Origin of the sequence: Corynebacterium pyruviciproducens ATCC BAA-1742, from assembly GCF_000411375.1 — a bacterium.
Lineage (GTDB): Bacteria > Actinomycetota > Actinomycetes > Mycobacteriales > Mycobacteriaceae > Corynebacterium > Corynebacterium pyruviciproducens.
On the sequence record NZ_KE150446.1, the window covers coordinates 199,114 to 211,233 of the forward strand.

The following is a 12,120-nucleotide window of genomic DNA, read 5'->3' on the forward strand; positions in this document are numbered from 1 at the left end:
ACCTAGTTAAAGGTATAAAGGTGAACTCAGATAGGTATCCAGCGTTTCACTGCTCACTGTCCATCGAGTGGTATTGCGTGCCCGAGGGGTTACTCGTTCCGAACTCACGTGGAGTGATGGACGCTTGGTCCCCGTAAGGGGAGAGGTGCCGCGGGCGACGATCGACGGGGGAAACCGCAGGAAGCTCCCCCTGCGTTCCGCCACTGTCAAGGTCAAGATCGGCAAGTTTTCGTGCCGTCACCTGAACTCGCGATTCCATCGAGCCAATGGTGGCGTTGTACTGCTCAACGGTCTTATCCAGCAGGCCACCCAGCCGGGCGTAGTGGTCATTGAGCGTGGAAAGACGCCGGTAGAGCTGCTTTCCTAGTGCGTGAATTTCTGCTGCTTTTTCTTCCACGTCGGCTGATTGCCAACCCAATGCAACCGTTCGAAGCAGCGCCATGAGAGTGGACGGGGTGGCGATGATGACGTTGTGGTCGAAGGCGAACTCCAGTAGCTCCGAATCGCATTTGAGGGCGGCATCGAGGAACGAATCGGCCGGGATAAACATGACCACGAACTCGGGGGTACGAGTGAAGCTGCGGACGTAGTCTTTTGCAGCCAGCTGGGAGACGTGCTGTCGCACCAAGTAGGCGTGGCGACGGAGGTAGCCTGCTTGCTCTTCTGGGTCCGTTACCTCAAGCGCGTCGGTATAGGCGGAGAGGGGAACTTTCGAATCGACGATGATGTCCCGCCCACCGGAGAGGTGAATGACGAGATCGGGGCGCTTTCGCAAGCCCTGGGAAGTGGTAGAAACCTGTGTGTCGAAGTCGCAGTGCTTCATCATCCCCGAAAGCTCCACTACGCGTTGCAGTTGCATCTCGCCCCATTGGCCGCGAAGGCCGGGACCACCGAGCGCGGTGAGGAGCTTGTCCGTTTTCCCCGCCAACGCCAGGCTCGTTTGCGTGAGGTGCTGCATTTCTTGGTTGAGCCTGGCGGAGGTTTCTGCGCGAGATACATCGAGGGCATGAAGCCTGGACGAGATGCCGTCCATCGCGGTGGCTAACTGTTCCGCTGTGGGGAGCTGTGGTTGTCTGGTATCCCGTGCGGTGGATTGGCGGTCGCGCAGGAAAAAGCCGACGAAGATGCCGATTACCACGCCGACGAGGAGCAAAATCAACCCTGTTGCAGTCATGGCTCCCTACGGTAGTCGACGGTGGTTACGTCAACGGTGTCGCGAAAGCCTTAGGAGTCCTTTTTATGGAACAGGTGTGCGAGATGAGAGGTCGCTTCCTGCGCTTTGGAAAGAAGGGAATCAGGGTCATCGGTTGTGGCCCGCGCGGTCGAGCGCCTGCGTGCCGCCTCCTCGCCCTGCATTCCGGTGATGGAGCCAGCCATGGTGGCGAACTCAATCTCCGCCGCAGTTTTCTCGCCGGCGCGCAAGGCCACCATGTCTGACAGATAGCGCAGGACGACGGCCACGATGGCTGTGATCGGCACCGCCAGCAACGCGCCCGCGATGCCGAACATGCCACCGCCCACCGTCACCACAATGATGACTACGGCGGGATGAAGGTTCATTGCCTTGGACTGCAACATCGGCGAGAGGATGTTGCCCTCCACTTGCTGAACCACCAGTATGAGAACCAAAACCATGAGCGCTTTTGTTATCCCCAGGGTGACCAGGGCGATGGCGACGGCAACGGTTCCCGCAACGAATGCACCCACGATGGGAACGAACCCCGCGACAAAGGTGAGCGTTGCCAAGGCCAGCGCCATGGGAACCTTCATCACCACGAGTCCGAGGCCGATGAGTACTGCGTCGATGAGCGCCACGAGGGCCTGCACTCGGATGTAATTACTGAGGGTGTTCCAGCAGCGGGCGAGGAGTTCCGTGAGGTGCCATCCCACTTGTCGGCCGGTGAATGCGCGCGCCCAGGGCATGAACCGTTCCCCGTCTTTCAGCACAAAGAATGTGATGACGAGCGTGATCATCGCCAGGACGAGGGCCGAGGAGGCTGCGCCAAGACCAGCAAATACTCCACCCGCAATGTTGCCGGCCTGCTGCTGAACCCAGCCCACCGCTTCGCCGAAGAACCGGTTGAAATCCTCGTTCTTGAGAGACAGAGGCGGGCCTTGCAACCACAGCTGGAGGCGTTGAATACCGTCAATCGCTTGGAAATACAGCGTCTGCGACTGCCGGACAACACCCGGCGCGATGAGCGCGATGATGACGGAAAACGATCCGATGAGCAGCACCATGGTGAGGAGTGCTGCGCACCACCCGGGGACGCGGTGTTGCTTGAGCCACGATACCGGTGGCCATAACACCGACGAGACAAGGAGCGCCAGGGCGACCGGCAGCACACCCTGCCACAGTGCGCCAAGGATCCGCCAACCGGCGTAGACGGTAACACCGATGATGAGCAGGCGGAGGCACCACCGAGAAAACGTGATGACGCCCTCTGCCAGGATGGTGGAACGGTCGCTGGCATCGCCCTCCTGCAGCTCTTGGAACGTGGCGATCGCCTCTTGCGTCTCTGCTGATTCAGGGGAGCCAACCCCGATCGCGACGGATCCCGTAGGGGCCTTAAGCGCGCTGCCGTCGGAGGACGGATGCGCGGCCTCCTCAGCGCTTAATGACTGAGAATCTGACACTACGGATTCGGGGTCGGTGGGATTGATTGTCACACCCCCATTCTGCCTTAAAAGGAGGTTGCTAGGATAATGAGCTGTGAGCCTTACACTTGGAATTGTCGGATTGCCCAACGTGGGCAAATCAACCCTTTTTAACGCACTGACCCGAAACGATGTCCTCGCCGCGAACTACCCGTTCGCCACGATCAACCCGAACGAAGGCATGGTCGAACTCCCGGACGAGCGACTCAAGGTCCTCGCCGAGATGTTCCACTCTGAGCGGATCCTCCCCGCCACCGTGTCCTTCGTCGACATCGCCGGCATCGTCAAGGGCGCGTCCGAGGGGGAGGGGATGGGCAACGCCTTCCTCTCCAACATCCGCGAAGCGGACGCAATCTGCCAGGTGGTGCGCGCTTTCTCCGATGAGAACGTGATCCACGTCGACGGTCGCGTCGATCCCGCTGCTGATATCGCCACCATCGCGACGGAGCTGATCCTCGCTGACTTGCAGACAATTGAAAAGGCGCTTCCGCGCTTGGAAAAGGAAGGCCGCAAGAGCAAAGACATTAGGGAACAAGCCGAGGAGACTCAAAAGGCGCAGGCTATCCTCGAAGATGACCGGACGCTCTTCAGTGCACAGGACGAGATCGACCTGTCGCTCCTGCGCGATCTTCACCTCATGACGGCAAAGCCGTTCCTCTATGTGTTCAACTCGGACGAGGCTGTGCTCACCGACGAGGCCAAGAAGCAGGAGCTACGTGACCTGGTTGCACCCGCCGATGCCGTGTTCCTCGATGCAAAGACCGAAACTGAGCTGCTTGAGCTTGAGCCGGACGAGGCAGCAGAACTACTAGCCTCTGTCGGGCAGAACGAGCCCGGGCTTGCCACTCTAGCTAAAGCCGGTTTCGCAACGCTTGGCCTGCAGACCTTCCTTACCGCAGGCGAGAAGGAAGCCCGCGCGTGGACCATCAAGCAGGGTTCGACAGCCCCGCAGGCCGCCGGTGTCATCCACTCTGATTTCGAGCGTGGCTTCATTAAGGCCGAGATCGTCTCTTACGATGACCTGGTCGAAGCCGGCTCCATCGCCGAAGCTCGCGCCCACGGCAAGATTCGCCAGGAAGGCAAGGACTACATCATGCAAGACGGCGATGTAGTTGAATTCAAATTTAATGTGTAACGCGGAGCGTTAATGACGTTTCGCGTTATTGGGGGTGTTCCTATATAGTTCGTCAACCTGAGGGGGTAATTGGATGGGGGTGACGTTCGATGTGGGGTTGTTTTTGGGTACGCCTAGGAGCCGATTGGCGTATTGCCAATCGGCTGGGGTGGTGCCTAGCCGGCTAGGCTATTTTCTGCTCTTCTGGTTCTTGGTAGAGGCTGTGATTTGCCATCATGGTGAACAAGACGGTGAGGCGTCTTCTTGCTAGGGCCACGACTGCGGCGTTGTGTCTCTTGCCTTCTTTACGCTTCCGCTCGTAGTATTGGCGTGAACGCTCGTGGTATCTGATCGCTGAAAATGAGGATTGCCATAGGGCGTTCTTTAGTTTCTTGTTTCCCGCCCTGTTCGGTGATTTCGTGTTGATGGATGTGCCTGACTGGTTGGTCTGAGGACATAACCCTGCGTATGAGGCCATGTGGGAAGCTGTCTTGAAGTCCGAGAAGTCGCCGACGGTCATGAGGATCTGGGCTGCGGTTTTCGGGCCGATGCCGGGCATAGACAAGAGGATGTGGGTGTGGGGGATGTCCTCAATGAGGGCGCATACCTCTTCTTCGATGACTTTTCGGTGGTCAAGCTTTGCCAAGGCATCAGTGGCGGACATGGCGACACCGAGTTCGACATATTCAGATCCAGGGATGACGACGGTTTGATTCTTGATGGCATCCAGCAGGCCATCGATGATTTTCTCGGGGTTTCGTGCTTTGTACTTCTTCGCGAACGCGATCAGGCGTGCGCGCCCCATTCGTTTGATTTTTGTGGGGCCACCATATTTGGCCAGCATGTGCAACACCCACCGTCTGTGGATATTTTGGCCACGAAGTACCCGTTCGAACTCTGGGTAGGTGCCCACAAGGGAGGAGCGGATTTGGTTGATCAGCCTGGTGTAGGACCGGGCGAGGTCTTCGTCGATACCGTTGAGTACTTTCAGCTGATTGAAGACTTGTTGGACGCGGTCAACATTGCGCAAGGCATCAGGGAGGTTAGCGCCGGCGTGGGCGATGACGTAGGAGTCGCGAACATCAGTTTTCGCATTTCCGACATGAACCCTCGACAGCTGTCGCATCGACAATCCAGGAAGATATTTAACGGTAATCCCCATGTCTTGGGCAACCGCGACAGTAAGCCTGCCAATATTGTTGGGTTGGTCGACCACAACCAAAATTTTCGAGGACAGGGCGAGGAAAAGGTCGAAGAACCTGCGTAAAGCATGTTCTGACTGGTCAATGCGTTTTGACTTTACTTGTTTACCATCTTTGTCGAGGACACAAGCGTGATGAAAGTATTTACCGACATCGATGCCGATGACGAAATCGTAGGTCACGAGGACGATTCTCCATGTGCGATATGAGTGTGAAACGGACAGATATCGTCACTGGGTTCGTCGGACATACTCTCGCTGGCATCCACATTACTTGAGACTTCACCAGGGATTCCGGCGAGTCAGGTTCCTATTAGCAGTTGAAGTATGTCACTGCCTTCGGCGGCATCACCCCCCGGATCATTTTCAGACAGGGACAAAAACAAGCCATACCGAAGCCAGTGACGAGTCCCGCTGCTAAGCAGGGACCGGAACAAACATAACCCACCCCAAAAGGGGAGAAACCATGAATCCTCGGGTCCCCAGCAGGGAACTGCCTAAACCGTAATGGGGAGGTTGAAGAGCGCTGTCTCTAACTCCGGTTTTCGTTCGGTCTCGGTCCATTCCGCTACCTCGTGTGTAGAATCTGCAAGCGGTATCGGGCCGTTGAACTATTAGGTTCACCCACAGTTCCCGTGCCTGCACGCATCGAGAAGGACCAGGTGGTGAACTCGAATGACTCGCCTGGTCCAACGTGTGTGCGCTCGGCGCGTGGTTTAACTCTTATAAGACTTGCCGGTCACAGCCTCAGCGTTTCGCTCGTGCAGCCCGCAGGCCGTTCAAGATCACGATGACTTCGGCGACTTCGTGAACCAACACGACGGCGGCCAGGCCCAGCACACCGCTGATCGCCAGTGGCATCAACACGATGATGATGGCCAGGGACAGCACGATGTTTTGGTTGATGATCCTGCTGCCTCGGCGGGCGTGCTGCAGCGCCTGCGGGATCAGTCGGAGGTCGTGGCCAGTGAAGGCGACGTCAGCGGACTCGATCGCGGCGTCAGAGCCGGTTGCTCCCATCGCAATGCCCACCGTTGCGCCCGCCAGTGCCGGCGCGTCGTTGATGCCGTCGCCGATCATCGCCGTCGGTGTCTTGGAGGAGAGTTCGGCGACGATGCTTGCCTTGTCCTCAGGGCGCAGCTCGGCGCGCACGTCGTCGATTCCGGCGATTTCAGCCAGCGCCCGGGCGGTGCGAGTGTTGTCGCCGGTGAGCATGCTCACTTCCACGTCGTTGGCGCGCAGGGTCTGCACGGCTTCGGGAACCTCGGGCCGCAGCTCGTCGCGGACCCCGATCGCTCCGGCGAGGGCGTTATCGACGGTGACTAGGACGCAGGTCTGGCCTTCGGACTCCATGCGCTCAACGTCTGCCTTCAGTGGCCCGGCGTCGATCCACCGGGGGCTGCCGACCAGCACCCGTCGGCCTTCGACGGTGCCGCTGATGCCGTGCCCGGCTTCCTCGCTGATGTCCTGGGCGGCGGGCGCTTCGGGCCCCGCTGCCGCGATCGCCGCGGCGAGGGGGTGCCTCGATTGCTGCTCAACTGCCGCCGCGAAAGTAAGCACCTGCGCCCGATCAAACCTGTCTGCCGGGACCACGCCGGTAACCTCGGGCTGGTTGCGGGTGAGGGTTCCGGTCTTGTCCACCGCCAGGTGACGGATGCCGCCGAGCCGCTCGAACGCCGCGCCAGACTTGATGACCACGCCGAACTGGCTGGCCGCGCCGATCGCGGCCACGACCGTCAGCGGCACGGAGATTGCCAGCGCGCACGGCGACGCTGCGACCAGAACCACCAACGCACGGGTGATCCACGTCTCGGGGTCGCCCAGCAGCGAGCCGATCACGCCGACTAGCACCGCCAGGATCATCACCCCGGGCACTAGGGGTTGGGCAATCCGGTCGGCGATCCGGGCGCGGTCGCCCTTTTCCGCCTGCGCCTGCTCGACCAGGTCCACGAGTGTGGTCAGCGAGTTGTCCGTTCCAGCTGCGGTCGTCTGGACTTCCAGCACACCGGCGGAGTTGATCGCTCCCGCGGGCACCTCGTCGCCGGGCGCAACCTCCTCCGGAATAGATTCTCCGGTGATCGCTGAGGTGTCAAGGCTGGAGCGCCCAGACCGAATGATGCCGTCCGTGGCGATCCGCTCTCCGGGGCGCACGAGCATCAGTTCACCAGCCGCGAGGTCCTTCGCTGCGACCTCGACCGACGTGCCGTCGCGCAGCACCGTCGCGGTCTGCGGCACCAACTTCAACAGTGCCCGCAGTCCGCCCTGCGCCCGGTCCATCGCCTTGTCTTCCAGCGCCTCGGCGATCGAATACAGGAACGCTAGCGCCGCGGCCTCCCCGACGTAACCGAGGATTACCGCGCCGACCGCGCTGATCGTCATCAGCAAACCAATGCCGAGCTTGCGCTTCGTGACAAGGTTTCGGATCGCGTCGGGCGCGAACGTATACGCCCCTAGCAGCAGGCCGACCCAGAACAGTACTGTCGCGGGTGTCGCTAGCCCGGACCAGCCCAGCACCAGGCCTACGCAGAGGGCTACGCCGGAGAAGATCGGCAGTAGCAACTCGGGGTCCTTCCACCATGGCCGATCGAGTTCTTCGATCTCCGTGGCGGGTTCGTGTTCACATCCACACGCCGAGCTCATGCGTCCTCTCCCTTCTCGCCGCAGCCGGGCACCGAGCACTCAGAGTCGATGCACGGGGCGTTTTCGTCGACAGCCAACGTCGCGTTCACCAGCGCGTTGAGCGCTGCCGCGAGGTGCGGATCGGCGATTTCGTAGCGTGTCTTGCGGCCCTCCGGCTCGGCAACGACGATGCCGCAGTCACGCAGGCAGGTCAGGTGGTTCGAGACGTTTGAGCGGGTCAGGCCCAGGTCGCGCGAGAGTACGGCCGGGTAGCTCGGGCCGTCGAGTAGTGTCATCAGGATTCTGGAACGCGTCGGATCCGCCATGGCCCGGCCGAGCCGGTTCATGACGTCGAGGCGTGAAGCAATAGTCAGCATGTGCTGAACAATACATCGTGTGCTGAACTATTCAAAGTGTGCTGAACTGACAGTTACGCGAAGGTCCTGCGACCTGCAAGAATTAGTCGATGGGATAGCAGATGACTGATCCTTTGTGGTTCGGCTGCCACCCAACGCGGGAGCGACGTGGGCGGCGAGGTTCTCGAGAAAGTTACTTTGCAACTACATACCGTCGAGTTCAAGTTCAACGTGTAGTTACGCTTCGGGGCTGCCCACGCAAAACTCGTTGCCTTCTGGATCCTGCATAACGGTCCAAACGAGTCCCGGTGCCTCATGACTGCCGAGTTCAGTGGCACCCAACATCCTGAGGCGCTCCACTAGGGCTTCGCGTTCAGTGCCGCCGCCGTCGATGTGAACGCGGTTTTTAACCGGGGGGTCGGTAACGCGCTGAAAACCTAGTGCCGGGGTGGAACCGCCATGACGAAGTCTCCGTAGTCGGCGACAATCTCGCACCCTGTCGCGGAGGACCGGAATTCGGCGAGCCGAGAGGGATCGTTGCAGTCGAAGGTTATCTGGCGGATAGCGAAAGTTGAGTCACGCATAGTCCGCATTGTATTTCTGTTTCGATGAGTCGAGCAGGCTCTGGCACCGCTTTCGGGCCTTTACTGAGCGGAGGCAGAAACGCGCAGCCTGAGGTCGCTGCAGTGCTGGAGTCCTGCGGCGTGATGCCGTGCTTAGTGGCATATCCGCTGAGGCCGGTGATCTCGACGGGGATTGGTGGATTCATCCACGTATTAGCCGTCTGTTGCTCCGCTTACCCACCTGACCATCTGATGTCCGCGGGCCCTCATCGTATGAGCCAGCCGACCAGATCTACGGGAGCCGGGGCTTACGCCTCATCGACTTCAACTCCGAGCGCCGCTTCTTCGCTTCGAGACGGCGCCGCACCGAGCCGCGCGTCGGTTTCGTTTTCCGCCGGGGATCCCCGGGCCGGGCGCGATGGTCAAGTCCTGCATGCCGCCCGTACTACGTTCTTGCGTCCTGCGTCAACCAACCCAGACCGCAGCCCAGTTGCAACGTAAGTCTCAGCGACCGACCTCCCGGTAAATCTCATCCATCGTGAACTTCCTACCGGAGTCAATCTCGATGGCTGAGCGAAGTTCCTGCAGATCTTCGATTCTTTCCGCGATGGCGGATCGAGCAAAACTCGGAAACAGTTACGCCCTCAGCACGTGCAAGCTTCGTTACGAGTGATGCTTCCTCGCTGCTCAGACGGATTCTCAGGAACATAACTGCTACCTATCTCGTGGAGAAAACCTCTATGCTTTCTTCTCGTCTCGACGGAAACGTAAACCGCGTCGCGTTGTGCGGGTTTCTGTCGCAGATTGATCTTCGTCGCCGGTCGACTCGAGCGCTTTTTGCTCCCCCCCGCTCCCGTCGCGCTTCGATTTCTGCGGCCTTTGCAAGCAGCCGGTCGTCGTTCATGTCGCGAATTTTCTCGGTGGCTTTTTGCGCTTGACCCACCGCCGATTGGCGTGCGCGGTTCGCGGCATCGATGGTGTCGCCCGCTAGCGACACCACAGATTGACGCCATCCTTGGACGTGGAGACGCTCTGCGTCCTCCACGGTCATCCGCAAATGCTGAGCAAACGCACTAATAATGTCGTGAATTTCGTTCGCGTGCGCGGTGATATGGCGAGCACGAATCGGGTTTGTCACCCAGACCTGATTGCTCAACTTGGCTGTCTCACGGATGGCTGTATCCATCTCGAGCAGACGTCGGGTGGTCGATTCCAATCGATCCTTGCGCGCGTCGTGGATTCCCTCACGGTGAGAATCCAGCTGGCGAGGCTCAAACTCATTCACGTGGGCGATCTCCAGGACATACATCCGATCGTGGAGGTAGATGCTCCGAGCGGCCACACCCAGCCAAAGCGGCAGATCGCCTTTCAGCCCAGCTAAGAAAGTATCAAGTTTCTTGGAGTTGTTCTTCTGTTTCCGGAGCTGATCAACGGCATCATCGAGTTGTTCGATGGCGTAAGACTCGATGCCGTTGAGTGCTGATCAGAGGTGGTCGACCTTCGACCAAGTAGTTGCGGAGACGCTACTGCTGCGCCGGTAAAGTTCGTCCGCTTCTTCAATCGTGTACTGGATACCCCCAAGCAGTGCCAGTGCATCAACCTTGCGCTGCCGGAGGAGAGTATCGAGCTTCTCATCGATGACCTCTAGATACTCCTTGATTTCAGCAATTGCTGCCTCAATTGCGGCCTGAGCTGCGATGCCAGCGGCGGTCGAAGCCATGGCGGGCGAAAACTTCACCTCTTGAAACGAGATGTGTTTGAAGAATCGACTTTGATTGTCGGCGAGCCCAAGATCGCTTCGGCGTAGGACTCCAGGAACCGGTCCAGACGACGTGCGATGCTGGAGCAGCTTCGCACTTTCGTCCGTTGCCTTGTAATACTTTCCGGATTTGAACTGCCGGTTGGAAATCGTGCTCAACACATTGTTAGCGCGGAAAAGCACTTGCGGTGATGCAAGCGAAAATGCGGGTGCGGAAGTGGCGGGGAAGTGATCTTCCTCGCTAAGGATCACCAGACCCTCTTCATCTGCCAGGAAAGCTAGGTCCTTGCTTGAAGTCTCCATAACCAGAAACTGTAGTCCTGGCGGGCGGCAAATTCGTCGCAAAGCACCTGCGCCTATCGCCGCGGCAGCACGACCTCTAGGTACCTGTGCACGTCGCCGACCGCGATGACGGCGAGCGCTGCGAACGCGCCGATGACGGTCTCCGCGGTGCGGGCGAGCAGCATCGGCCAGATGGGGGAGGCCTCGACCGTCTGCACCATCAGCAGGGCGGTCGGGGTGATGAAGCTGGCGGTGATGGTGTAGTTGCGGGTCACGTACATCTCGGTGGGGGACCGCAGAATCACAATCCACACGACGATCTGCCAGCCCTGCATCGGGTGGGACAGCAAAAAGCCGACTACCGCGAAGCCGGTGAGGGTGCCCAGGACTCGCTCGATGGCGCGGGAGTACTGCATCTTGAACCGGGAGTTCACCAGCGGCGCGACGGCGGCGACCATGGCCCAGTAGGAGTGGGTCAGGGGGTCGAAAATAGTCACGGAAAATCAGCCCCAGCACCCCGGCGAGCAGAGGCGAGAAAAAGAAGCGGCTGGCTTCGACCCGGAGGCGCCGCCACGGCATCTGGCCCGCCTCGGGGGACCAGGAGGGGCGCTCCGGTTCCTTCGCGTCACCGCCTGGCCCCTCACCGATGAGGTGGGAGATTTGGCCGAGCGCCAGGCACAACAGTGCGGCGACACCGGCGATGGCGAAGGCGAGCGCCGGGTGGACCGGATTATTCAAGGACCCGGTGGCAGCCACGGAGAAGATCGCAAACACCGACTCGGTGCTTCATGTCTGCGGCCAGCGCGATGGTCGCCCACACCGAGGACACGAGCGCGGTGACGATCATTAGCGCCCACGGGCTAAGATCCAGCCACGCCATGATGGCGCCCACAGTCACCGACGTCGTCAGGGCGATGTCTGCAAGGACGTGGTGCTTCAGCCGCACTTGGCGGGTCATGTGCCTGCCGTACACGCCGGTGAACGCGCCGAAGTTCGCGTAGATGGCCACCCCGAGCGCGACGCGGAAGGCAGGGATGTGGTCGCGCCGGGCAGGATCCCATCTCAAGCAGCGGGCTGAAGTGGTGCAAGCTTCTCCTCCCTGGGTGCCGACCGGGGTGTTTGGGTTTCACTTCCATAGGGCATTCTGGGCTGTCTTGTCCGAGTTCCTGGCAGATGTTGCAGCAACCTTCACTGGTGAATTATTATTCTCATATGGCATGTGGTGTTTGCGGTGCTGAAGGGCACAATTCTCGGACGTGTGCGTCTACACCAAACTGTGAAGGTTGCGGTGAGAAGATTACTTCAGGTGGGATCGACTTTAATGGCGAGCCGTGGCATGAATCGTGTTTTGAAGTAAGCAGCAGCCCGCGATACTGCTGCGGTGGTATTTACGAAGAGGGCGAAGAGTATTGCGCAAGCTGTGGTGAGCCACTCTACTAGTTTCTCAAATCTAGAATCGCGGATTGTTCGGACACTAAAACGGAGAAAAATATGGCTAAAAATACGGGTCTCGGAGGCAGAAGCGGTGCAGTTTCAAACCGGGTGCAGAAATACAATCCGTTGACTGA

General features: G+C 59.5%; 12 protein-coding genes and 1 pseudogene. 1 reads left to right on the plus strand and 12 read right to left on the minus strand.

Annotation, left to right across the window (positions count from 1 at the left end):
- Positions 1–46: 46 nt before the first annotated feature.
- Both HMPREF1219_RS01015 and HMPREF1219_RS01020 read right to left on the minus strand, forming a co-directional pair.
- Entirely contained in the window at positions 47–1,174 is a 1,128-nt protein-coding gene (locus tag HMPREF1219_RS01015; protein ID WP_016457139.1) for a DNA recombination protein RmuC, read from the minus strand.
- A 50-nt stretch (positions 1,175–1,224) separates the two neighbouring features.
- Complete coding sequence (locus HMPREF1219_RS01020; RefSeq protein WP_016457140.1) at positions 1,225–2,670, minus strand: AI-2E family transporter; 1,446 nt, start codon at positions 2,668–2,670, stop codon at positions 1,225–1,227.
- Between the two features lie 43 nt (positions 2,671–2,713).
- On the opposite strand from HMPREF1219_RS01020, the gene ychF reads away from it, so the two are divergent.
- On the plus strand, positions 2,714–3,793 hold the full coding sequence (gene ychF, locus HMPREF1219_RS01025) for a redox-regulated ATPase YchF (RefSeq protein WP_016457141.1): 1,080 nt from the start codon (positions 2,714–2,716) through the stop codon (positions 3,791–3,793).
- A 163-nt stretch (positions 3,794–3,956) separates the two neighbouring features.
- Here ychF and HMPREF1219_RS01030 read toward each other — a convergent pair whose 3' ends face one another.
- The 10 genes and pseudogenes from HMPREF1219_RS01030 to HMPREF1219_RS01055 all read right to left on the minus strand — a co-directional run bounded on the left by HMPREF1219_RS01030 (position 3,957) and on the right by HMPREF1219_RS01055 (position 11,618).
- Positions 3,957–5,156: an IS110 family RNA-guided transposase gene (locus HMPREF1219_RS01030; RefSeq protein ID WP_016457142.1), complete on the minus strand. Its 1,200-nt coding sequence runs from the start codon at positions 5,154–5,156 to the stop codon at positions 3,957–3,959.
- Positions 5,157–5,720: 564 nt separating this feature from the next.
- On the minus strand, positions 5,721–7,613 hold the full coding sequence (locus tag HMPREF1219_RS01035) for a heavy metal translocating P-type ATPase (RefSeq protein WP_016457143.1): 1,893 nt from the start codon (positions 7,611–7,613) through the stop codon (positions 5,721–5,723).
- Entirely contained in the window at positions 7,610–7,969 is a 360-nt protein-coding gene (gene cmtR / locus HMPREF1219_RS01040; protein ID WP_016457144.1) for a Cd(II)/Pb(II)-sensing metalloregulatory transcriptional regulator CmtR, read from the minus strand. The genes HMPREF1219_RS01035 and cmtR overlap by 4 nt, the downstream gene beginning before the upstream one ends.
- Positions 7,970–8,185: 216 nt before the next feature.
- Positions 8,186–8,443 (minus strand): VOC family protein, encoded by a 258-nt coding sequence (locus HMPREF1219_RS12385; protein ID WP_245554359.1) that lies wholly within the window; start codon positions 8,441–8,443, stop codon positions 8,186–8,188.
- Entirely contained in the window at positions 8,386–8,532 is a 147-nt protein-coding gene (locus tag HMPREF1219_RS13105; RefSeq protein WP_245554360.1) for a VOC family protein, read from the minus strand. Before HMPREF1219_RS13105 ends, HMPREF1219_RS12385 begins: the two co-directional genes overlap by 58 nt.
- A 271-nt stretch (positions 8,533–8,803) precedes the next feature.
- A pseudogene (locus tag HMPREF1219_RS13110) lies at positions 8,804–8,953 on the minus strand (alternative ribosome rescue aminoacyl-tRNA hydrolase ArfB); the annotation flags it as partial.
- Between the two features lie 276 nt (positions 8,954–9,229).
- Positions 9,230–9,796: a hypothetical protein gene (locus tag HMPREF1219_RS13115; protein WP_245554361.1), complete on the minus strand. Its 567-nt coding sequence runs from the start codon at positions 9,794–9,796 to the stop codon at positions 9,230–9,232.
- Positions 9,797–9,994: 198 nt separating this feature from the next.
- Positions 9,995–10,573, minus strand: a complete 579-nt coding sequence (locus tag HMPREF1219_RS13120; RefSeq protein ID WP_016457146.1) for a hypothetical protein — start codon at positions 10,571–10,573, stop codon at positions 9,995–9,997.
- A 53-nt stretch (positions 10,574–10,626) separates the two neighbouring features.
- Positions 10,627–11,049, minus strand: a complete 423-nt coding sequence (locus HMPREF1219_RS01050) for an FUSC family protein (protein ID WP_016457147.1) — start codon at positions 11,047–11,049, stop codon at positions 10,627–10,629.
- Between the two features lie 233 nt (positions 11,050–11,282).
- Positions 11,283–11,618 carry a hypothetical protein gene (locus HMPREF1219_RS01055; RefSeq protein ID WP_040426710.1) on the minus strand — a complete coding sequence of 112 codons (336 nt, stop codon included), beginning with the start codon at positions 11,616–11,618 and terminating at the stop codon, positions 11,283–11,285.
- Positions 11,619–12,120: the final 502 nt, after the last annotated feature.